Source organism: Caulobacter sp. DWR3-1-2 (genome assembly GCF_049896225.1).
GTDB lineage: Bacteria > Pseudomonadota > Alphaproteobacteria > Caulobacterales > Caulobacteraceae > Caulobacter.
Genome location: NZ_JAFCTW010000010.1, coordinates 1 through 21,784 on the forward strand (window position 1 = coordinate 1; position 21,784 = coordinate 21,784).

A 21,784-nucleotide genomic window follows, 5' to 3' on the forward strand; every position below is an offset into this window, starting at 1 on the left:
CCCGACTGGGCGGCTGGACCGGCTACTACGGCAAGCCCGGCCCCATCGTCATGCTACGCGGTTGGCGCAGCCTCCAGGACCGCAAATGCGGCTGGACCCTGGCTAACTTACAGGCCGCCCTCAGACATGTGTGAATCTGCTAGCCCTCTGGGAGAGGGTTTTCAGAGGCCAGCCACCGCATCCGGTAGGCCATCATCGCCGTCTTCCCCAGATGCGCCGTCAGCCGCCAGTTGACCACGGCCCCGACCGGCGCGCCGACCACGGGCAGCATCTGGGCCAACTTGGCCAGGTCGATGTGGTCGCGATACTGCTGCTGGAACGACCGCCAGTCGAAGCCCTTCAGGTCTGCGGGATGCTCGGCTGCGTCCCAGTCGTCCATGGCCGCCAGCACCTTGATCCGGTGCTCGACGTCCGAAAAGGCCAGCTCGAAGATATGCAGCATGTAGAGCCGCTCGCTCAGCACGCGGCCGTCATGGCCGTAGAGGGCGGCGATCTGCGCCAGCAGCTTGAACTTGAAGCTCATCAGCAGCGGGAAATCGGCCAGGGCCAGGGCGAACCCGCCCAGCCCCGCCGCCCCGCCCTCGGCCCCCGCGGCGGTCTTCCAGCCGTCGATGGCGGCCACGACCTTGGCCTCGCGGTCCTCCAGGCTGGCGTTCTGGAGCGGCGACGCCGTGGTGAAGTCGGCCCCGGTCAGGATCGCCTTGGTCATCCCCGACATGGCGGCGGTGATGGCGGCGTGGACCTTCACCGGGATGAGGGTGTTGATCCGCCGCTGGACGGCGCGCGACGCCGCGCCGAGGGGGCCGGCGGGGCGGGTGATGCGGGCGCGCCAGGCGGCGAGGTCTTTACGATCGGTTTCAGAGATCACAAACTGCCCCCCCCCTAAACGATCGATAAAAATTCCTTTAATTTCTTATCCAAACGACTGCTGACGTCTTTTTGAACTATTCCGGGAACATCATCCCAAGATGATCTGTAATAAGCTGTAAAATTGTCCGAAATGAACTCGTCTACGTTCCTACATATTTTCAAGAACGACATATCTCTAGGCGATGAGATCGCATATTCTTCAATCTTTATTGCCAGTGACGAAAATGCGGGGTGAGCATGAAGAAATTGCGAAACGTTAGAATAGAAATATTCATTTTCCATTCCTCGCATTGAGCATTTCGCCAAAACCGAATAGGATTTTTCAAATCCACCATCGACTTGCTTTAAGTATGATTGCACCCCCTTAGGCATGGTCAGTTCGGATCGGCCGATGTCAACTACACGGAACTCAACTGGGTGGTCTTTGTAATAAAGCCATGCAAAGGCATTTTCTATGTAAGCCCTAATCGATGACGCTGCTCCGCGGTTGGCACCAATCGCCCAGGCGGCGCCGGCTTCAAGAAGCGCAATCTTCGTTCCGCTCAATAGAGGGTTTGCAGGATTTGAAGAAGCGAGAGGCACCTCCCTCTGGATCCACTCTTTGGAAAGGGGAAGGCTTGCGGAAAATTCACCCAGCGCGTCCTCCAGTCCCTCCAAATTTGCGGCAACTCGGGCGGCGATTTCAGAAAAGACGGTCATGACCTATTAAGGGTCCAACCGCGCTCATTCCGATCTGCGGAGTCTAGCGCAGCGATAGCGGCATTGAGTAATGCTCCGCCTCCCACAGCCTTGCTTACCCGTTCCAGCCAGCGAGCTAGCCCCTCCTTCTGGTTGAAGGGAGTAATTTTGCCGCTACCCTCCATCTCGGCATTGAGAAGCTCAAATCGTATCCGCTCAGCCGCTTCGCGTGGAGGAATCGCAGCATCGCGAATAAGTTCAACGATATCGCGGCTGATCGGCGAGATATGAGAGAGCCCTCTATCATCATCTTCAAGTATAATGTCTAGGTGTCGAATTCTATTTCTGATTTGCCTATACAGGCTCTCAATATCTGCCGCTGGAACAGATTGAACAATGCTCACCACATTTTTGAATTCTGACGCGCTCATCTCGGACGCTGCAGCCAGAACAAGTAATCTTTCTAGAGGACTTTGAATCATAGCCCTATCCTTCCAGCAATCTCTAATCCAACCGATCTAAGATCAGAGCTGACCAATTTCTTATTTGAAACCTTCCTATCCTGGATAAATCCCGTATAATCTGCCCTCGCAGATAGTACGCCAGAATGATAGACGCGACTTGCAAGAAGCCTGTCTTTGAAGAACTCCGCACTTCTGATATCTTTTTCTGTCTGCGTAATTCCCTCTGACCGCTTCACGCCATTCATTACGATATGCATGTTGGGCTTTCCACCAACCGACGGATGATCGATCAGCTTCTTGACAAGCTCCAGCCCTAAAACAGAAAATTTGTCCGGGCGGACCGGAGAGAGGATGTCGGTCGCTACGGACAGCCCACAAAAGGTCAAAAATGAAGAGCTCGGATTCATGTCAAGGACAACGAGGTCAAAGTGATTCCGAGCGGCACTAATGGCGCGTTTAAAATACTCTCTGGCGTGACCCAATTTGGCATGATCTGCTATAAAACTATATTTTGTCAGCTCAAATGTTCCAGGAACTATTGATATAGTAATTTCTGGCTTCTGAATAAAATATCTCAACATAACTGATATATCTTTGGTCGGAGGTGGATCATTGCCGTTTACGTTTATGTCGAAAAAGTCTGAAACAGGCGCAGGCTCAAACATCCTTAGGGCTGACATTCCCTTACCTATTGCTGCATCATAGCTGCTAGGTTCGAGCAATTGCTGGCTTAGATTGTACTGAGGGTCAAGATCAACCAGAAGTATAGACTTTCCTTTGGCAGTAAATATTTCACGCGGCATATGAGCGGAAATTGTTGTCTTTCCGACCCCGCCCTTCATGTTCAAAATAGCAAGTACAGGTGCAGGCATCTCTTCCCCAATTTAGTTTTCTTCTTTCGCCACATAATATGCGAATTCCGCCGTTCCATATGGCCCGACTTATAGGCTCTGTGAGCTACACAACCTAGGCGAGGGCGCGGTCTTACTCCAGCGCTGATGATGTTAATCTCCCTCCCATCCACACCTCCCCGCCCCTCATCCCCAGCCAAACCACCCCCGCACCTCGCCCTCCCCGACAACGCGCCCTATATGTCCGCCACCAGAGTAAACCCCAACCGGACGCCGCCTTGCCCCGACAGTTGCGACTGCCGCTGACCGCCCCGCCTCGCTGGGACCGGGAGTCGTTCGCGGCGTCGCCGACCAATGGCCAGGCCCTGGCGGCGCTGGACGGCTGGCCGGGCTGGCCCGAGGGGCGGCTGGCCCTGGTGGGGCCGGCGGGGACGGGCAAGACGCACCTGGCGCGCGACTGGGCGCGGCGCTGCGGGGCCGTGGTGATCGCGGCGGCCTCCCCAAACACCATCGGGGGCGGCGAGCCGCTCGACCTGGCGGCCCTGCGCGGCCGGCCGTTGCTGGTCGAGGATGTCGATCGCCGGGCGGAGGGCGACCTGGTCGACGACGAGACCCTGTTCCACCTGATCAACATGGCCGGGGTCGACGGCGGCAGCTTGCTCCTGACCGGCCGCCTGGCGCCCGTGGCCTGGGAGGCCGGCGTGCCCGACCTGCGCTCGCGGCTCAACGCGCTGAGCGTGGCCCGGATCGAGGAACCCGACGACCTGGTGCTGGCGGCGGTGCTGCGGCGCGGCTTCGAGGCGGCGGGCATCCGGCCAGCGGCGGATCTTTATCCGTATCTGATGGCGAGACTGCCCCGCTCCGCGCCGGCGGCCCTGGCGGCGGTGGCGGCGTTGGACGAGGCGGCCAGTGATCAGGGGCGTGAGGTGAACAAGGCGCTGGCGCTGGCGGTGCTGGATTTTGGGGATGTTCCGGGTGACGAGGACTGAGGCTCACTCACTTGCCCCCACCTGACCGCTTCGCGGTCTGTCCGCCCCCACAGGGGGCGGAGCCTTAAGTACGGCGCCGGCGACTGAGCTCTTCCCCCTATGGGGGAAGACGACCGCGAAGCGGTCCGTAGGGGGCAAGCGGGTGAGCCACCGTCGCCAATGTCTTGCTCCTGTCACCACCCTCCTTCACTCTGTACACAGTAACCGGAGCCCCCCATGACCGACGCCGTCGCCCTCGACCTGCCCGCCGCGCCGACCCCGGCCGCGCCGGACCTCGCGGGGTTGCGGCTGGACGAGGATCTGCTGGCCTCGCCCGAGCGGTTCTTCAACCGCGAGACCTCGTGGCTGGCCTTCAATGAGCGGGTGCTGGAGGAGAGCGCCAATCGCCGCCATCCGCTGCTGGAGCGGCTGCGGTTCCTGTCGATCTCGGCCAATAACCTGGACGAGTTCTACATGGTCCGGGTGGCCGGCCTGAAGGGCCAGGTGCGCGAGGGCGTGCGGGTGGTCAGCCAGGACGGGCTGACGCCGGGCGAGCAGCTGTCGCGGATCAACACCGCAGCCGCCGAGCTGATGGCCGAGCACCAGCGGATCTGGCGCGACCTGCGCATCCAGCTGTGGGACGAGGGTCTCAAGCTGCTGGACGCCAAGGACATCGAGGACGCTGACCGCGAGCGGGCCGAGGAGCTGTTCCTGTCGCGGATGTTCCCGGTGCTGACGCCCCTGGCCATCGACCCGGCCCACCCGTTCCCGTTCATCCCCAACCTCGGCTTTTGCCTTGCGCTCAAGCTGCGGCGGATCGCCGACGACAAGCACCTCTATGCTTTGGTGCCGGTGCCCAGCCAGGTGCAGCGGTTCTGGGAGCTGAGCCAGGCAGCCGGGACCAAGACCCGCAAGCGCGAGCGGCGGATCGTCGCCCTGGAAAGCTTCATCATCCTGTTCCTCGGTCACCTGTTCCCCGGCTACGAGGTCGAGGGTCGGGGCCTGTTCCGCCTGATCCGCGACAGCGACCTGGAAATCGAGGAAGAGGCCGAGGACCTGGTGCGCGAGTTCGAGGCGCGACTGAAGAGGCGGCGGCTGGGGCGCGTGGTGCGGGTCAAGATCCAGACCACCATGCCCGAGGACTTGCGCGACTTCATCATCGAGGGCCTGCGCGCCGCGCCCGAGGACGTGATCATGGTCGACGGCAAGCTGGGCCTGGCCCAGATGGCCGAACTGATCCCGCCCGACCGTCCGGACCTGAAGTTCAAGCCCTACAACGCCCGCTTCCCCGAGCGCGTGCGCGACCATGGCGGCGACTGTTTCGCGGCGATCCGCGAGAAGGACATCCTGGTTCACCACCCGTTCGAGAGCTTCGACGTGGTGGTGCAGTTCATCCGCCAGGCGGCCCGCGATCCTAGCGTGCTGGCCATCAAGCAGACCCTGTATCGGACGTCCAAGGACAGTCCGATCGTCGCGGCCCTGATCGAGGCGGCCGACAACGGCAAGAACGTCACGGCCCTGGTCGAGATCAAGGCGCGGTTTGACGAAGAGAATAACCTGAAATGGGCGCGCGACCTGGAGCGGGCCGGCGTGCACGTGGTGTTCGGCTTCGTCGACTGGAAGACCCACGCCAAGCTGTCGGTGGTGGTGCGGCGCGAGGGCGACGCCCTGCGCACCTATTGCCACTTCGGCACCGGCAATTACCATCCGCAGACGGCGCGGGTCTATACCGACCTTTCGCTGTTCACCTGCGACCCGGCCCTGGGGCGCGACGGCGGCAAGCTGTTCAACTTCATCACCGGCTACGCCCAGCCGCACGGGCTGGAGAAGCTGAGCTTCTCGCCTGAGACGCTGAAGCCGGATTTGCTGCGAATGATCGCCCACGAGGCCCACAACGCTCGCGAAGGCAGGCCGGCGGCGATCTGGGCCAAGATGAACGCCGTGGTCGATCCGCAGATCATCGACGCCCTCTACAGCGCCAGCCAGGCCGGGGTGCAGATCGACCTGGTGGTGCGCGGCATCTGCTGCCTGCGGCCGGGCATCAAGGGTCTGTCGGAGAACATCCGTGTCAAGAGCATCGTCGGCCGCTTCCTGGAGCACAGCCGCATCGTCGCCTTCGCCAATGGCGGGGCCATGCCGAGCCCGCAGACCCGGGTGTTCATCAGCTCGGCCGACTGGATGCCGCGTAACCTGGACCGCCGGGTCGAGAGCCTGGTGCCGGTCGAGAACCCCACCGTGCACCAGCAGATCCTTAACCAGATCATGGTCGCCAACCTCAATGACGAGGCCCAGAGCTGGACCCTCGATGCTGAAGGACGTTACACCCGCGACCCCGCCTGGGATCGCAAGGGCGCCTTCTCGGCCCACGAGTATTTCATGACCAATCCCAGCCTGTCGGGCCGCGGCCACAAGGTGAAGGACCTGCCGCAGGCCTTCGACCACGTCGGACCGCGCCGTTCTTGAGGCGAGTTCTCGTTGTCCTCGCCGCCCTGACCCTCGCCTCCTGCGGACCCAAGCCCGCCGAGCAGGCGCGGATTTGCGCGATCTTCGCCCTGCCCGGCGTGCCCGGCGACAGCCAGGTCGGCGACGCCTATGACCTGGCCTGGGCCAAGGCGGGTGAGCGCGCCCTGTTCAAGTCGGGGACGATCTACGGGCCCGGCTGGCAGGTCTTGAGCCACGGTCACTCCTGGGGCCGCTGCCCAGTCCGCGCCAAGCCGATCGAGCATCTGCTGATCAGCCCCGACCACGGCTACGCCATGACCAAGGGCGGACGGCGGGCGAACGGCCACCCGACCAGCTTCGGCGCCTGTTATTACCAGAAGGGCGAGGCCGGCTGGCGTTTGCGGGCCTGCCGAAAAACCTTGAACGATCCCGTGCCGCTGGTTCCGTTCAAGACCGCCAAGCCCCCCGCGTCCTAGTCGTCGATCCCCTGGGGAGCGGCGCGAGCTTTTTGCCCATGCCACCTTTCCCTCCCCGTCCAATAGGCTAAACCCCTCCCATGCCTTTTGCGGCGCCGCGCGACGCGGCCGTTATCGATATCGGGTCCAACTCGGTGCGCCTGGTGGTGTATCGACTGGAAGGCCGCGCCATCTGGACCGTCTTCAACGAGAAGGTGTTGGCGGGGCTGGGCCGTGACCTGGGCGTCGGCGGCCGGCTGCACCCCGAGGGCATGGCACAGACCCTCGCGGCGCTGAAGCGCTTCCGCGCCGTGCTCGAAGCCGTCAAGCCCGCCGAGACCTTCGTCGTCGCCACCGCCGCCGTGCGCGAGGCCAAGGACGGCGCGGCCTTCGTCGGGCTGGTCCAGGCCGAGACGGGCCTGACCATGCGGGTGCTGTCGGGCGAGGAAGAGGCCCGCTACGCCGCCCTGGGCGTGCTGGCGGGCGCCCCCGACGCCACCGGCGTGGTCGGCGACCTGGGCGGCGCCAGCCTGGAGCTGATCCGGCTGGAGCCGACCGGCGCGGGTCTGGGCGTCACCCTGCCGCTGGGCCCGTTCAGCCTGGGCCTCAGCGACGGCTTCGACCTGGAGCGGGTGCGCAAGCTGACCGCCCAGCGCCTGGCCCCGGTGGCCCAGGCCTTCAAGACCGACACCTTCCACGCGGTCGGCGGCGCCTGGCGAAACCTCGCCTTGCTGCACATGCGGCTTAGCGACTATCCGCTGCACATGGTCCACCAGTACAGCATCAGCCGCAGCGAGGCGCTCGACGCCGCCCGCCTGGTCGCGCACCAGTCGCGCAGCTCGCTCGACCGCATCGAGGGCATGAGCAAGAAGCGCTCGGAAACCCTGCCCTATGCCGCCGTGGTGCTGGAGCAACTGATCGAGAGCCTGGATTTCAAGCACATCGAAATCTCCGCCTATGGCGTACGCGAAGGCCTGCTGTTCGAGGCCATGCCGCCCGGCGTGCGCCGGCTAGACCCTCTGATCGAAGGCTGCGCTTCGCTGGGCGCTCGGCAGGGCCTGGCCGACGAGCTGGGCGCGGCGCTGGATACTTGGCTGTCCCCCGCCCTCGCCGAGCTGCCGCCGTGTTTTGGCGACGTGCGCGACCGGGTTCTGATCTCATCCGCCTGCCGCCTGGCCGACCTGGGCGCGCGCCTCCACCCGGACCACCGCGCCGACCTGGTGTTCGAGCAGGTGCTGCGCGCGCCGATCGCCGGCCAGACCCACGCCGAGCGCGCCTTCCTGGCCGCCGCCGCCTTCGCCCGCCACGCCACGGCCTTCAACCCGCCGGAGATAGGCGTGCTGGAGCGCCTGCTTTCGCCGGTTCGCCTGAAGCGCGCCAGAGCCTTGGGCGCGGCCATCCGCCTGGGCTGCGACCTGTCGGGCCGCAGCGCCCCCTTGCTGGCCCGATCGCGCCTGACGATCCACCGGGGCGACCTGACCTTGGCCGCCGAGCCCGGCTATGCCGACCTGCTGCTGGGCGAACAGACCGCCAAGCGGGCCAACACCCTGGCGACGCTGCTGGGGATGAAGCTGAAGATCCTGGCGCTGTAGACAACACGCCGGCCAGGTCGGATCGACGCCTAGCGCGCGGCCTTGCCGTAGGCCGCGAGCGCCACGGCCATTTCCGGCGTGGCGTCTGCGGGGACCGGAGTCGGGTCGGCCGCGTTCCCGCCGGCCAGGCGCGCCAGGGCCTCGGCCGATAGCGTGACGGTGTCCTGCGGGCGTGCGTCGGTCGTCTGGGCGGCGTCGAGGTCGCTCTGCAGCCGCGCGCGATAGTCGTCCACCGAGGCGGGCGGGGGCGAGCCTTGCACGCCGACCTGCAGAGACGCGACGATCGTCTGGTCGGTTTCCGACAGGCCCTCGAACGCAGCCTTGGCCTGCCGCTGCGGCGCAGGCGGCGCGGCGCCGGACCCGGCCCAGGCGGCGCGGGTGAAAGTGTTGAGAGCCGACTGCACGGTCTTGGCGAAGGGCGACTCGGTGAGAGCCTGGCCCAGGGCCGCGCGCTCGCCATGGCTCGCTGCCGCCCAGCGGTTCGACAGCGCGTGATAGGCGCCCAGCTGTTGGTCAAGGCTGGCCGCGCCGGTCGTGTCATTGAGCGCAGCGGCGGCCGCCCACGCGCCGCCCGGGAAATCGATAGCGGCGGGCTGACCCGCGCCCGCCGACGAAATCTGAGAAATCTTCATTGCACCAGCACCCTCGCGCCGGGCCAATGAAGGCGGCGTGAAGGGCTGTGGTAAATACGACTCAGCGCAGGCTTACAGGTCCGCTTTCGGCGCCCGGCGCACTTCCACGACCCGCACGCGCGCGCCGTCCAGCACCAGGGCCAGTTCGCCGCGTTTGATCTTCAGGGCGTCGGACCCAAAGGCCTCCAGCCGCCAGCCTTGCAGGGCCGGGGTGTTGGCCTCGTCGTCGGCGGCGATCTTTTCCAGGTCCGAGACGGTGGCGATCAGCTTGGAGGCCACGCCGGCTTCCTCGGCGCGGGCCTTCAGCAGAACCTTCAGCAGTTCGACGACGGCGCCGGCCGAGGCGGGCGGCGGCGGGCCGGCCTTGTCGAGAACCGGAGCGTAGCCCTCGGGATCGGCCAAGGCCGCCTTGATCGCGGCCAGCAGGTCGGGGCCGAACTTGGAGCCGCCAAAACCCTTGGGTACGCTGCGCAGGGTATTGAGCCCCTCCAGCGAGGTCGGGGCCTGGGTGGCCAGTTCGTCGATGGCCTCATCCTTCAGGATCCGGCCGCGCGGCTGGTCGCGGGTCTGGGCGGTGCGCTCGCGCCAGGCCGCGACGGCCTTGAACACGGCGAGATATTTCGGGGCGGTCTTGCGCGGACGCAGGCGACGCCAGGCTTTTTCGGGATCGACGTCATAGGCCGCCGGATCGTTCAGCGCCTTCATCTCCTCTTCAACCCAGGCCAGGCGGCCGGCATTGTCGAGGCGGTCGCGCAGGATCGGGAACAGAGTGGCCAGGTGCGTCACGTCGGCGACGGCATAGGTCAGCTGGGCGTCGCTCAGTGGACGCCGGGCCCAGTCGGTGAAGCGGCTGGACTTGTCGAGCTCGATCTTCAGCATCTGGCGCACCAGGGCGTCATAGGCGATCTGCTCGCCAAAGCCCGCAGCCATGCCAGCCACCTGAGTGTCGAACAGCGGCGTGGGCATGGCGCCCAGATTGTTGAAGATCTCGACGTCTTGGCGGGCCGCGTGGAAGACCTTCATCACTGCGGGATCGCGCAGGATGTCGAGCAAGGGCGAGAGGTCAAGGCCCTCGGCCAGCGGGTCGATACACGCCTCGGTTTCCGGAGAGGCCACCTGGATCAAGCACAGCTTGGGCCAGTAAGTGGTTTCGCGCATGAACTCGGTGTCCACGGCGATGAAGGGGGCGCCCTTCAACTCATTACAGAACTCCGCCAGCGCGGCGGTGGTGGTGATCGTCGTCATCGGCTGCTAATAGCCTCGCGCACCCCCGAGTCTGCAAGCACAAGCTTGGGGTGAGCGGCAATATTCCTTTCCAAATTGGCCCTTTGGGCCAACCTCGACCCAGAGCGAACCCATGAGCGACCAGCAGAACGGCCTAACCTACGCCCAGGCCGGCGTGGACATCGACGCAGGCGCTGCCTTGGTCGAGGCCATCAAGCCCCTGGCCAAGGCCACCCGCCGGCCCGGCGCCGACGGGAGCCTGGGCGGTTTTGGCGCGCTGTTCGACCTTAGGGCCGCCGGCTATGACGACCCGCTGCTGGTCTCAACCACCGACGGGGTCGGCACCAAGCTGCGCATCGCCATCGACGCCAAGATGCACGCCACGGTCGGGATCGACCTGGTGGCCATGTGCGTCAACGACCTGCTGGCCCAAGGCGCTGAGCCTCTGCTGTTCCTCGACTACTACGCCACCGGCAAGCTGGACCTCGAGGTCGCCAAGAGCGTGGTGGCCGGCATCGCCGAGGGCTGCAAGCTGGCCGGCGCGGCCTTGGTGGGCGGCGAAACGGCGGAGATGCCGGGCATGTACAGCGACGGCGAATATGACCTGGCCGGCTTCTCGGTGGGGGCGGTCGATCGCGACGACGTGTTGCCCAAGCTGGACAAGCAACGGGCCGGCGACCTGATCATCGGCATCGGCTCGTCGGGCCCGCACTCCAACGGCTACAGCCTGGTGCGCCGGGTGGTCGAGCGCTCGGGCCTGGCCTGGGACGCGCCCTGCCCGTTCCCCGTTCCTGGCGGGGAGGGCAAGACCCTGGCCGAGGCCCTGATGGCCCCGACCCGCATCTATGTGAAGTCGATCCTGCCCCTGCTGCAGTCGGGCCGCGTCAAGGGCGGCGCCCACATCACCGGCGGCGGCCTGATCGAGAACCCGCCGCGCTGTATCGCCGAGGGCCTGGTCCCGCTGTTCGACTGGAGCGCCTGGCCCCTGCCGCCGGTCTTCGACTGGCTGCAGCGCGAGGGCGGCATTTCAGACCACGAGCTGCGCCGGACCTTCAACTGCGGGGTGGGCTTCATCCTGATCGTCGCCGCGTCCGACGCCGAGCCGGTGCTGGCGGCGTTGCTCAACGCGGACGAGGACGCGTTTGTCTGCGGGCAGCTTGTTCAAGCCTAGCTTCCTTCTCCCGCAAGGGGAGAAGGATTGGGACACACTGATGACGAAAACCAAGGTCGCCGTCCTGATCTCCGGCCGAGGGTCCAACATGGAGGCCCTGGTCCGCGCCGCCCGGGACCCCGCCTGTCCGTTCGAGATCGTCCTGGTGGTGTCCAACAAGCCCGAGGCTGGCGGACTGGCCACGGCCCAGGCGGCCGGCGTCGAGGCGATCGCCATCGACCAGCGCGAGTTTGCCAAGGATCGCGAGGCGCACGAACGCGCCATCAACGCCGTCTTGCGTGCGCGCGAGATCCAGGTCGTGGCCCTGGCCGGCTACATGCGCATCCTGACCCCGTTCCTCGTGAACGCCTGGGAAGGCCGGATGCTCAACATCCACCCCTCCCTGCTGCCGAAATATCCCGGCCTGGACACGCACGGCCGCGCCCTTCAGGCCGGCGAGGTCGAGGCCGGCTGCACGGTCCATCTGGTCACCGCCGGCGTCGACGAGGGTCCCGTCCTGGGCCAGGCCCGCGTGTCGATCCTGCCGGGCGACACCGACCACAGCCTCAGTGATCGCGTGCTGGAACAGGAGCACCAGCTCTATGCGGCGGTCGTGGCGGCCTTCTGCCGGGATCTTGCCGGCGTCTAGTCCCGTGATCGGGACGGGCTGGAGGAAGCCGTCGCGGTGGCCATCGCTGGCAAGGCGTCGGCTCGGCTGAACACCATGGTGACGCGCATGCCGCCGTTGGGCGCGGCGTCAACCTCGACCCGAGCGTTCGCGTTCTGGCGCAAGGACTGAACGATCATGTTGCTGAGCTTGCCAGGCCGGGGCCAGACATAGCCCGGCTCCAGGCCATCGCCGTCGTCGGAGACCACCACCCTGCATCCTTCGTGGTCCACGAGACTGTGCAAGCTGATCGTGCCGCCGTCGCGGTTCTTGAAAGCGTGCTTCAGCGCGTTGGTCAGCAGTTCATTGACAACGAGGCCCGTCGGCATCGCGACGTTGATCGAGACTGGCCAGGTGTCGACCTGGAGGTCCAGATGGATGCCTTCGACCGCGTGCGCCCGCATCACCGCCGAGGCGATCTCGCTGAGATACACCCCCAGATCGACGGTCTCCGCCAAACCTTCCTCTGACAGGGCGCGGTAGAGCAGGCCCAACGCTTCGACGCGGCCCGCGAGCCGGCTGAAGCGCTCGTCCTGGGCGTCCTCGGGCGCATTGCGCGCCTCGATGCGGATCAGCGCCGTGATCATTTGCAGATTATTGGCTACCCGATGCTGCAGTTCGCGCAGCAAGACATCCTTGTCGAGTATGCGCTGTTCGATGGAATCGCGGCCGGTGGCGGCCACCAGCGCCAGCATGCGAAACACCGGGGCACCGGAGTCGTCCAGGATGATGTTCGACCAGGCGTCGACGGCCTGCCCGCCATCGCCGTGGGTGAACGAAAAGACGCCGATATAGTCCTGATCCTCGACCACAGCTCTACCGAGCGCGTCGTCGTCGTCCGATTTCGCCGAGCGCCCCAGCAAGGCGCCCCAGGACTTGCCTTCAAGGTCCGCGCTCAAGTGGCTACTCAGCCGCTCGAACTCCAGATTCGCATAGACGATGCGTTCGACAGGGTGCAATTCGGAGACGGCGATCGCGATCGGCGCCTGATCCAGAAATTGCCGGAAGCCGTCACTCTCCAGCACGTTGGCGAGATCGGGCGTGTTGAGCAGATGATCCATCTGCTCGCTGTTTTCACTCACGTGTCTACTCTCCGCCTTCACGCTCCCCAAACGGCGCGGGAGAGCGAGAGGCGACTTTTATACGCGACCGCGTGTGTGCGCGCATACGAAAAGCGGCGCGACCATAGGCCGCGCCGCTTTCCCGTATCGCTTGGACCGGCGAACCTCGCCGAGGCTGAAAGCCTTAGCCGACGATGTCTTCGTCCTTGAAGAACTGGGCAATCTCGATCGCCGCGTTCTCCTGGCTGTCCGAACCGTGGACCGAGTTCTCGCCGATCGACAGGGCGAACAGCTTGCGGATCGTGCCTTCGTCGGCATTGTCCGGGTTGGTGGCGCCCATCACTTCGCGGTACTTCAGGACGGCGTTTTCGCCTTCCAGCACCTGGACGACGACCGGCTCGGCGGTCATCTGCTCGACCAGTTCGCCGTAGAACGGGCGCTCGGCGTGGACTTCATAAAACGTCTTGGCTTGAGCGTCGGTCAGCTTGACGCGGCGCTGGGCCACGATGCGCAGACCGGCCTCTTCGATGACGGCGTTGATCTTGCCCGTCAGGTTGCGACGCGTGGCGTCAGGCTTGATGATCGAGAAGGTGCGTTCGGTCATGGTCCGAATTATCTCACACAGAAAGTTTGTGGATTGGGAGGTTGCGGGCTTATAGCCGGGCGCTCCCTCCCCGCCAACCCGCCGCGTACCTTCAAATCATATGCTCCAGATCAAAGACCTGACCTTCATCGCCTGGGGTCGGAAGTTCTTCGACCACGCCAGCGTGAGTCTGCCCCCCGGCGCCAAGGTTGGCCTGATCGGGCGCAACGGCGTGGGCAAGTCCACGCTGTTCAAGCTGATCCTCGGCCAGCTGCAGGCCAGCGAGGACGAGATCAGCCTGCCCAAGAGCGCGCGGATCGGCTCGGTCGACCAGGAGCACCCGGCCACCCCCTTCACCCTGCTGGAGACCGTTCTGGAGGCCGACGAGGAGCGCCACAAGCTGTTGACCAGCCTGGACACCGCCGAACCCGAGGACATGGGCGAGATCTGGGCCCGGTTGATTGAGATCGACGCCGACGCCGCGCCCGCCAAGGCTTCGGAAATCCTGGTAGGCCTGGGCTTTTCCCAAGAAGACCTGGCCCGGCCGATGGCCGAGTTCTCCGGCGGCTGGCGCATGCGCGTGGCCCTGGCCGCGGCGCTGTTCGCCGAGCCCGACATGCTGCTGCTCGATGAGCCGACCAACTATCTCGACCTGGAAGGCGCCCTGTGGCTTGAAGCCAGGCTCCAGAAGTACCCGCATACCGCCCTGATCGTCAGCCACGACCGCGAGCTGCTCAACAACAGCTGCACCCACATGCTGCACCTGGCCGGCGGCAAGCTGGAGCTCTACACCGGCGGCTACGACGACTTCGAGGAACGCCGCGCCGAGAAGGCCCGCCTGCAGTTGTCGGCCAAGGCCAAGCAGGACGCCGAGCGCGCCCACCTGCAAGCCTTCGTCGACCGCTTCAAAGCCAAGGCCTCCAAGGCTGCCCAGGCGCAGTCTCGCATGAAGCGCCTGGCCAAGATGCAGCCGGTGGCCACCACGATCGAGGAGCGCGTCGCGCCCTTCACCCTGCCCTCGCCGCCCCGCCCTCTGGCTCCGCCGCTGATCCGGCTGGAACATGCCTATGTCGGCTACGAGGCCGAGCGTCCGATCCTCAAGAACCTCAACCTGCGCATGGATCTGGACGACCGGATCGGCCTGCTGGGCGTCAATGGCGCGGGCAAGTCGACCTTCGCCAAGATGATCGCCGGGGCGCTGAAGATTCAGTCGGGCGAACTTCACCGCGACCGCAAGATGAAGGTCGGCTGGTTCCACCAGCACCAGATCGAGGCGATGGACCCCGACGACACCCCGCTGGAGATCATCCGCCGGGCCTTGCCGGACGCCTCGGAAAGCTCGCGCCGCTCGAAACTGGCCCAGTTTGGCCTCGGCTTCGAGAAGCAGGAGACCACGGTGGCCAACCTGTCGGGCGGCGAGCGGGCCCGGCTGCTCCTCAACATGGTGGCGATGGACGCGCCGCACATGCTGATCCTCGATGAACCGACCAACCACCTGGACATCGACAGCCGCCGCGCCCTGCTGGACGCCTTGAACGACTACGAGGGCGCGGTGATCCTGATCACCCACGACCGATCCTTGATGGAGCTGGTCGCCGACCGCCTGTGGCTGGCCGCCGATGGCACCGTGAAGCCCTTCGACGGCGACATGGACGAATACGCCAAGTTCGTGCTCGACCGCGCCAAGCAGTCGGTGAAGCCCAGCCAAGTGGCCCGCGAGGAGGCCAAGGCTGCGCCCGCCGCCGCCGCGACGCCCGCCAAGAAGACCGTCGCCATCGAACCGCTGAAGCGCAAGATCGAAGCCGCCGAACAGGTCGTCACCCGTACCACGCGCCAGCTCGGCGAGCTCGAGGCGCAACTGGCCGACCCACAACTCTACAAGAACCCGGCCAAGGTCGCCGAGCTCACCAAGCGGCTGGATGCGGCGAAGACCAAGCTGACGGACGCCGAGGCGACCTGGATGGGCCTGGCCGAAGAACTGGCCGAGGCGCAGGGCTAGGGCGATAGAAGAAAGAAACCCTCTCCCAGAGGGGAGAGGGTTCAACTCAATGTGGTAAACACAGTTAAACCACGTCCTTTAGGCCTTCTGTGACAGGATGCCGCTACCCCTGTTCCCATGAGTTCAGGACCCGCCTCCCGTAACCACATCGTCGCCAACCCCGAAGGCCTGTCGGCCGCGTCGGTGCTTCTGGCGTTCGGCGAATGGCTGGATCAGCGGCTGGCCGAGGCCATGCGGCTGGACATGGACCTGGCGTTCAGGGACCGGCCGTTCGATGTCGAGATCGGTCGCAAGCCAGCCCTGGTGGGTTGGGAGCACCGCTATCTGAGCGCCGGCGCCCCGGCGCCCAAGGGCAAGCAGTGGACCGTTTATCGCCTGCAGGATCAAACCGGCCGCCCTGCTACCCTGCCCCTCCACGCCTCGCAGCCCTCTGGCGACTATGCCGACACGGTCACGCCGCTGCTGGGCGAGCTGGGTTATCTGGGCGTGTTCGATGGCGAGCCGGCCTTGTTCCCGGGCGTCGGAACCCGTTAGCGCGTCAAGGGCTTACGTCCGCACCGAACCTGGTCGATAATGGCTGGACCGTTCGTGACGAGACGCTCCATGCCCGCTCAAGAATCCAGGTTGAAGGTCGGGGTCGATGTGCCTTGGGTGACCAGTTGGAGCGACGAGGAAGACCTGGGCGTTCGCCCCTGCCCCAGCATCGGCGGCCGCCTGGCCATTTGCCAGGCCGAGCGGCCCGGCCTGGGCCGACCGCAATATTCGATGAACCACTTTCGCCGCCAGCGCGAGACGGTCGCCAAGATGCTGTGCCCGATGTGTGGCCAGCCCACGGCGTCCGGCGACCGCTGGACCCAGATCGCCAAGCGGGTCCCTGCCGGCCTGCTGCGCGCCAAGGGTCTGGACGGGGCCTTGCCGGCCGCCCTGCCCAACGATCAGATCATGATCGACGCCGGCTCGATTGCCCCGCTGCACGACGCCTGCGTCAAGCGCTCGCTGGAGCACTGTCCTCACCTGCGCGCTCATCCCGGCGTTGAAGTCATGGCCTGGCCAGAGCGCTGGATGGTGGCGCCGCTGATGGTTCAGGCCACGGCGCCGCCCGCGCCGCTGGCCGTGCTAGCCGCGCCCCGCGCTCCGCCACCGCCGATGGCGGTGGTCGGGTTCCTGCAGATTTTCGGCTTGACGGAAGAGCGCGACCCCCGTTGGCGGCGGCGGTTGCGGGAATTGGACGTCGCCGCCGCCCATCATCACTAGACGGCGCGGCCTAGAGCATTTTTCGAGCGAAGTGGTTCCGGTTCGCGTGAAGAAAAATGCGCCAAAACAAAAGATTAGAGCTCACGGCCTGACGCAGTCAGGTCGGGAAACGCTCTAGCCGCACTTCACCTGCTGCACCACGCCGGTGTCGGGATTGAACAGGATGTTCAGCCGGTCGGCGCGGTAGTCCATGGTCACTGGGCAGGTGGTGCAGGCCACGCGCCAGCGCGAGGGATCGACCGGCGCGGGCAGCGACGTGCGGTTCTTGCCAACGAAGGCCTGGGCCTCCTTGACGCCGCACTGGTCCTTCTCGGCCGTCGGGCCCGCGGGCAAGGCGATGGCCGGCGGGGCGGTCGGCGTAGACGGCGGCGGCATCGGCGCAGGTTCGGGCGCGCTGGAGCACGAGGCCAGCACCAAGACGGCGCCCGCCAGCAGGAAACGCTTCATGCCTGTTTCTCCCATCCCCGTTCGGCGCCTTGGCGCCAGTAGGACACGGGGTGGCCCGCGCCCTTGAAAGCTTTCCATCGACCCCGCGCCAAACGCAGGGCTTCCTCGTCGCGGCCGTCGAATAGCAGGATACACCGCTCGAACCCCGTCAGATCGCCTGGCTCGGCGCCGTCGAGCAGGAACAACGCCTGACCACCGTTCGGGTTGTCGAGCTTGTCGGTCAGCAGCACCGGCTGGCGGTCGGCCATCGGCTCGTCGTCCAGCCCGTGGGGCAGGAAGCTGTCGTCCCTGAAGGTCCACAGGTGAGCGTCCAGCGCCCGCAACCGCGCCGGATCGCCACCGCGCACCAGCGCCCGCCAGCCGCGCCCCAGGGTCTTTTCCAGCAGCTCGGGCAGCACCTGCTCCGTCGCGGTGCGCTCCAGGTGGTAGAACCAGATGTCGCAGGGCGCGGCGGTCAAGGGGCTAGGCCTCGTAGGCGTCCGCGACCAGCCGGTTCAGCAGCCGAACGCCGAAGCCGACGGCGCCGTCCGGCACGGTCGGATCGGTCGAGGGCTTGCGCCAGGCCACCGAGGCGATGTCCAGATGCGCCCACGGCACACCGTTGACGAACTTCTGCAGGAACAGGGCCGCGGTTATGGAACCGGCCGGGCGTCCCCCGATGTTCTTCAGGTCGGCGATCGGGCTCTCGATCTGCTTCTCATAGGCGGCGGGCATCGGCATGCGCCACAGCGGCTCGCGCTCGGCCTTGCCGGCGGCCAGAAGTTTTTCCGACAAGCCGTCGTTATTGCTGAACAAACCGCCCAAGTCATGACCCAGAGAAATGATGATCGCCCCGGTCAGGGTGGCCAGGTCGATCATGAACTTTGGCTTGAAGCGCTCCTGGCAGTACCAGAGCGCGTCGGCCAGCACGAGGCGGCCCTCGGCGTCGGTATTGATGACCTCGATCGTCTGGCCGCTCATCGAGGTGACCACATCGCCAGGACGCTGGGCGTTGCCGTCGGGCATGTTCTCGACCAGGCCCAGTATGCCAATGGCGTTGACCCTGGCCTTGCGGCCGGCCAAGGCGTGCATGAGGCCGGACACCGCAGCGGCGCCGCCCATGTCCCACTTCATGTCCTCCATGCCCTCGGCGCCCTTGATCGAGATGCCGCCGGTGTCGAAACAGACGCCCTTGCCGACGAAGGCGATGGGCTGGGCCGACTTGTCGGCCGCGCCGTACCACTTGATCACCGCCAGCTGGCTCTCGCGGACGCTGCCCTGGCCGACGCCGAGCAAGGATCCCATGCCCAGCTCGGCCATCTGCGCCTCGCCGAGGATCTCGACCTCCAGGCCCAGTCGCTCGAGACCCTTGACGCGGGCCGCGAATTCCTCGGGATGCAGGATATTGGCCGGCTCGGACACCAGGTCGCGCGCGAACAGTATGCCGTCGGCCACGGCTTCCAGAGCGACGAAGGCCTTCTGAGCCTTGGCGGGGTCGGCGGCGGCGATCTTGACCACGGTCACCGAGGGCTTCTTCTCGGCCTTCTCGGTGGTGCGGTATCTGTCGAACCGGTAGGCCGCCAGCTTGACGCCGAAGGCGGCGCGGGCGGCGGTCTCGGCGTCGTTGCCCAGCTTCAAGACCAGTTCAGTGACTCCCGAGGTCGCCACGGCCTTGAAGGCATGGGCGGCGGCGAGTTCGATCGTCTCCGGCTCGACCGCGCCGTCGCCGTCGACGCCGATCAACACAACGCGCGCGGCCTCCAGGCCGGCGGGCGCGACGAGGTCGAGGCTCTGGCCCTTGGCGCCGGTGAACCGGCCGCCGGCCACGGCGCGCGCCAGGGCGCCGTGGCTGGCCTCGTTGACGGCCTTGGCCTCGGGCGACAGGGCGGCGGCCTCATAGGCCAGGACCGCGAGGGCGGCGTTGGCGCCGGCCAGGGTGTCGGCGGGGACGAACTCGATACGCATGACGCGCTCCTGCAAACCTGTGGAGCCCTTGGAGGACCTTCCACCCGTTGGATTGGCGCAAACCAGACACGAAGAAAAGGACCAATCGACGAGGTCGGCGGCGAGGCTCTCCCCCCAATGTTGGGGATGGCCACTTTGCGGCCTGACTTGAGCGGTTGTGCGCATGCGAACACGCCGTGTAGAAGGAAGCCCTTCCGGGGGTTCGCCGCGCGACTCCGCTTTCCCCGTTATCCGTCGTCGATGCGCCTGATCGAACGCTATCTTTTCCGCCAGTTCCTCGGTCCGACGCTACTGGCGACGTTGGCCTTGATCGCGCTCGCCTTGCTGGCCCGCAGCCTGTCGGAATTCGACGTGCTGATCGAACAGCGCCAGACGGCGATGGTGTTCTTCAAGATCATCGCCCTGGCCCTGCCCCAGCTGCTGGGCATGATCCTGCCGATCGCGCTGTTCGTGGCCACCCTGGTGGCGCTGAACCGGCTGCACACCGAGCAGGAAATCGTCGTCTGCTTCGCGGGCGGCATGAGTCGCTGGCGGGTGATTTCGCCGGCGGTCCGCCTGGCCGTAGTGGCCACCCTGATCTCGCTGGGCATGAGCCTATGGGTCGCGCCCTGGAGCTCACGGGCGATTCGCGAGACCTTCTTCGACATCAAGTCCGATCTCGCCTCGACCTTGGTCCGTCCGGGCGAGTTCACCGAGCCCGGTCCCGGCTTGACTGTCTACGCCCAGACGATCGACCGCGACGAGGTCATCCACAACCTGTTCATCCACCAGGAAAAGGCCAACGGCGGCGCGATCACCTACACGGCCCGCGAAGGCGTGATCGTCCAGCGCAAGGGCTTGCCGGTGCTGATCCTGCGCAAGGGCTCCAATCAGGAATTCTCCAGCGCCGGCGTGCTGCAATACCTGTCCTGGGACGAATACACCTTTGACCTCAGCGCGCTGTTCCAGAGCGACGAGCTGCTGCACTACAAGATCGGCGACCGCTATCCGCACGAGCTGTTCTTCCCCGACCTGACCCAGGAGTGGGAACAGCACAACCGCGTGAAGCTGCTGTCGGAAGGCCACTGGCGGCTGGCCAGCCCGCTCTACAACCTCGCCATGATGTCCATGGCCCTGGCGGCGGTGATCGGCGGGCCGTTCAGCCGGATGGGCTATGGCAAGCGGATCGCCGCAGTCGGCGCTGCGGCGGCCGTGGTCCAGATCCTGGGCTTTGGCGTCAAGGCCGCCTGCGACAACGACGTCTGGCTCAATCTGCTGCAATACGCCGTGCCGCTGGGCGCCATCTGGTGGGGATTGGCCCAAATTTTCCGCCAAAAGGTCAATCGCTATATCGCCATCGGCCATCATGACCTCATGACACCCTTGGGGGCGCGATGATCGGCGTCGGGATCATCGAGCGCTATGTGCTCAAAAAGACCCTGGGCGCCCTGGCCGGCGCGCTGGCGGTGGTCGGCACGCTGGTGATGCTGATCGCCTTCGTCGATATCTCCAAGAACGTCGGCAGCCGGGCCGATGTCAGTTTTGTCCAGCTTCTTTTCCTGACGGTTCTGCAGGCCCCGGCGACGATCCTGGTGTTGACGCCGTTCATCTTCCTGTTTGGCACGCTGTCGGCCTTCGTCGGCCTGAACCGGCGCAGCGAGTTGATCGCCATGCGCGCGGCGGGGGTCTCGGCCTGGCGGTTCATCATGCCCGCCGCCGTCGCCGCCTTCGTGATGGGCCTGCTGACCGTCACCCTGCTCAATCCGCTGACCTCGGCGATGAGCGCGCAATTCGAAACCTCGCGCAACGCGATGATGGAAAACTACCTGAAGTCAGCGCCCAAGGGGCTGTGGCTTCGTCAGGGTGACGACAAGACCCAGATCGTCATACGCGCCAGGGCCCGCGACCAAGCCGCAGACGGCGCCGTGCGCCTGCGCGGCGTGTCGTTCTTCATCTACAAGATCGCGCCCAATGGCAGTCTGCAGTTCTCGCGGCGCATGGAAGCGGCAGAGGCCAAGCTCGAGCCCGGTTTTTGGCAGCTGACGGGCGTGCGCGAGGCCGCGCCGGGTACGGGGGCTATCCGTTCCGACAGCCAGACCGTGCCGTCGAACCTCGACGACCGCTCGGCCTCCGAGCGGTTCAACAACCCCCAGGCGATCGCCATATGGCGCCTGCCCGAGACCATCAGGCGCACCGATGCGGCCGGCTTCTCGTCGGTCTCGCTGCGCCTGCGCCTGCATCAGGTGCTGGCCACGCCGCTGCTGTTCGTGGCGATGTCGGTGCTGGCGGCCGCGTTTTCGCTGCGGTTGATGCGGCTGGGTGGTCTCGCGGGCCTGGCCGGCGCTGGCGTGACCTTGGGGTTTGGTTTCTTCTTCTTTAACGAGTTATGCGGCGCTTTGGGCAAGGCGGCTGTGTTGACGCCCGCCATGGCCGCCTGGACGCCGCCCTTGGTCGCGTTTTTGGCGGGTTTGACGCTGCTTTGCTATACCGAGGATGGTTGAGTCTGTGTCACCGGGATCGAGGT

Annotated in this window: 22 protein-coding genes; 11 read left to right on the forward strand and 11 right to left on the reverse strand. The window is 65.6% G+C overall.

What is annotated here, in order from left to right; genetic code table 11:
* Positions 1-139 precede the first annotated feature (139 nt).
* From ACP696_RS14280 to ACP696_RS14295, 4 genes are read right to left on the reverse strand one after another with little or no spacing between them, the layout of a single operon-like run.
* Complete coding sequence (locus ACP696_RS14280; RefSeq protein WP_426011434.1) at positions 140-868, reverse strand: EcsC family protein; 729 nt, start codon at positions 866-868, stop codon at positions 140-142.
* Positions 869-882: 14 nt separating this feature from the next.
* A complete protein-coding gene (locus ACP696_RS14285) occupies positions 883-1,569 on the reverse strand; it encodes a hypothetical protein (protein ID WP_426011433.1) in 687 nt (228 codons plus the stop codon).
* On the reverse strand, positions 1,566-2,030 hold the full coding sequence (locus tag ACP696_RS14290; RefSeq protein WP_426011432.1) for a hypothetical protein: 465 nt from the start codon (positions 2,028-2,030) through the stop codon (positions 1,566-1,568). The genes ACP696_RS14285 and ACP696_RS14290 overlap by 4 nt, the downstream gene beginning before the upstream one ends.
* Positions 2,027-2,884, reverse strand: coding sequence for a ParA family protein (locus ACP696_RS14295; protein ID WP_426011431.1), 858 nt, complete (start codon positions 2,882-2,884; stop codon positions 2,027-2,029). Before ACP696_RS14295 ends, ACP696_RS14290 begins: the two co-directional genes overlap by 4 nt.
* 257 nt (positions 2,885-3,141) lie before the next feature.
* On the opposite strand from ACP696_RS14295, the gene ACP696_RS14300 reads away from it, so the two are divergent.
* The 4 genes from ACP696_RS14300 (at position 3,142) to ACP696_RS14315 (ending at position 8,320) form a co-directional block, all read left to right on the forward strand.
* Positions 3,142-3,852 carry a chromosomal replication initiator DnaA gene (locus ACP696_RS14300; RefSeq protein WP_426011430.1) on the forward strand — a complete coding sequence of 237 codons (711 nt, stop codon included), beginning with the start codon at positions 3,142-3,144 and terminating at the stop codon, positions 3,850-3,852.
* Between the two features lie 216 nt (positions 3,853-4,068).
* Complete coding sequence (locus ACP696_RS14305) at positions 4,069-6,294, forward strand: RNA degradosome polyphosphate kinase (protein WP_426043939.1); 2,226 nt, start codon at positions 4,069-4,071, stop codon at positions 6,292-6,294.
* Positions 6,291-6,749, forward strand: coding sequence for a hypothetical protein (locus ACP696_RS14310; protein ID WP_426043940.1), 459 nt, complete (start codon positions 6,291-6,293; stop codon positions 6,747-6,749). Before ACP696_RS14305 ends, ACP696_RS14310 begins: the two co-directional genes overlap by 4 nt.
* 80 nt (positions 6,750-6,829) lie before the next feature.
* Complete coding sequence (locus ACP696_RS14315) at positions 6,830-8,320, forward strand: Ppx/GppA family phosphatase (RefSeq protein ID WP_426029603.1); 1,491 nt, start codon at positions 6,830-6,832, stop codon at positions 8,318-8,320.
* A gap of 29 nt (positions 8,321-8,349) precedes the next feature.
* Here ACP696_RS14315 and ACP696_RS14320 read toward each other — a convergent pair whose 3' ends face one another.
* Positions 8,350-8,952, reverse strand: a complete 603-nt coding sequence (locus ACP696_RS14320; RefSeq protein ID WP_426011426.1) for a hypothetical protein — start codon at positions 8,950-8,952, stop codon at positions 8,350-8,352.
* A gap of 72 nt (positions 8,953-9,024) precedes the next feature.
* Complete coding sequence (gene rnd / locus ACP696_RS14325; protein WP_426011425.1) at positions 9,025-10,197, reverse strand: ribonuclease D; 1,173 nt, start codon at positions 10,195-10,197, stop codon at positions 9,025-9,027.
* Positions 10,198-10,309: 112 nt separating this feature from the next.
* Here rnd and purM point away from each other — a divergent pair, with 112 nt between their 5' ends.
* The gene (gene purM / locus ACP696_RS14330) at positions 10,310-11,347 is read left to right on the forward strand and encodes a phosphoribosylformylglycinamidine cyclo-ligase (protein ID WP_426029605.1); all 1,038 of its coding nucleotides are present in this window, start codon (positions 10,310-10,312) and stop codon (positions 11,345-11,347) included.
* Positions 11,348-11,387: 40 nt separating this feature from the next.
* The gene (purN, locus tag ACP696_RS14335; RefSeq protein ID WP_426043941.1) at positions 11,388-11,975 is read left to right on the forward strand and encodes a phosphoribosylglycinamide formyltransferase; all 588 of its coding nucleotides are present in this window, start codon (positions 11,388-11,390) and stop codon (positions 11,973-11,975) included.
* Here purN and ACP696_RS14340 read toward each other — a convergent pair.
* Both ACP696_RS14340 and ndk read right to left on the reverse strand, forming a co-directional pair.
* Positions 11,972-13,075 carry a sensor histidine kinase gene (locus tag ACP696_RS14340; protein WP_426043942.1) on the reverse strand — a complete coding sequence of 368 codons (1,104 nt, stop codon included), beginning with the start codon at positions 13,073-13,075 and terminating at the stop codon, positions 11,972-11,974. The genes purN and ACP696_RS14340 overlap by 4 nt on opposite strands.
* A 163-nt stretch (positions 13,076-13,238) precedes the next feature.
* Positions 13,239-13,658 carry a nucleoside-diphosphate kinase gene (ndk, locus tag ACP696_RS14345; protein WP_426011421.1) on the reverse strand — a complete coding sequence of 140 codons (420 nt, stop codon included), beginning with the start codon at positions 13,656-13,658 and terminating at the stop codon, positions 13,239-13,241.
* Between the two features lie 100 nt (positions 13,659-13,758).
* On the opposite strand from ndk, the gene ACP696_RS14350 reads away from it, so the two are divergent.
* The 3 genes from ACP696_RS14350 to ACP696_RS14360 all read left to right on the forward strand — a co-directional run bounded on the left by ACP696_RS14350 (position 13,759) and on the right by ACP696_RS14360 (position 16,890).
* Positions 13,759-15,636 (forward strand): ABC-F family ATP-binding cassette domain-containing protein, encoded by a 1,878-nt coding sequence (locus ACP696_RS14350; protein WP_426043943.1) that lies wholly within the window; start codon positions 13,759-13,761, stop codon positions 15,634-15,636.
* Positions 15,637-15,753: 117 nt separating this feature from the next.
* On the forward strand, positions 15,754-16,170 hold the full coding sequence (locus ACP696_RS14355; protein WP_426011419.1) for a hypothetical protein: 417 nt from the start codon (positions 15,754-15,756) through the stop codon (positions 16,168-16,170).
* 69 nt (positions 16,171-16,239) lie between these two features.
* Positions 16,240-16,890: a hypothetical protein gene (locus ACP696_RS14360; protein ID WP_426011418.1), complete on the forward strand. Its 651-nt coding sequence runs from the start codon at positions 16,240-16,242 to the stop codon at positions 16,888-16,890.
* 114 nt (positions 16,891-17,004) lie between these two features.
* Here the strand turns inward: ACP696_RS14360 and ACP696_RS14365 are convergent, their stop codons facing one another.
* The 3 genes from ACP696_RS14365 to ACP696_RS14375 are packed head-to-tail and all read right to left on the reverse strand — an operon-like array spanning position 17,005 to position 19,281.
* Positions 17,005-17,337 (reverse strand): peptidase inhibitor I78, encoded by a 333-nt coding sequence (locus tag ACP696_RS14365; protein WP_426011417.1) that lies wholly within the window; start codon positions 17,335-17,337, stop codon positions 17,005-17,007.
* Positions 17,334-17,795 carry a DNA polymerase III subunit chi gene (locus ACP696_RS14370; protein WP_426011416.1) on the reverse strand — a complete coding sequence of 154 codons (462 nt, stop codon included), beginning with the start codon at positions 17,793-17,795 and terminating at the stop codon, positions 17,334-17,336. Before ACP696_RS14370 ends, ACP696_RS14365 begins: the two co-directional genes overlap by 4 nt.
* A 4-nt stretch (positions 17,796-17,799) precedes the next feature.
* A complete protein-coding gene (locus tag ACP696_RS14375; protein WP_426011415.1) occupies positions 17,800-19,281 on the reverse strand; it encodes a leucyl aminopeptidase in 1,482 nt (493 codons plus the stop codon).
* Between the two features lie 240 nt (positions 19,282-19,521).
* Between ACP696_RS14375 and lptF the strand changes: the two genes are divergently transcribed.
* Entirely contained in the window at positions 19,522-20,658 is a 1,137-nt protein-coding gene (gene lptF / locus ACP696_RS14380) for an LPS export ABC transporter permease LptF (RefSeq protein WP_426011414.1), read from the forward strand.
* The gene (lptG, locus tag ACP696_RS14385; RefSeq protein ID WP_426011413.1) at positions 20,655-21,761 is read left to right on the forward strand and encodes an LPS export ABC transporter permease LptG; all 1,107 of its coding nucleotides are present in this window, start codon (positions 20,655-20,657) and stop codon (positions 21,759-21,761) included. The genes lptF and lptG overlap by 4 nt, the downstream gene beginning before the upstream one ends.
* The last annotated feature ends 23 nt before the right edge of the window (positions 21,762-21,784 follow it).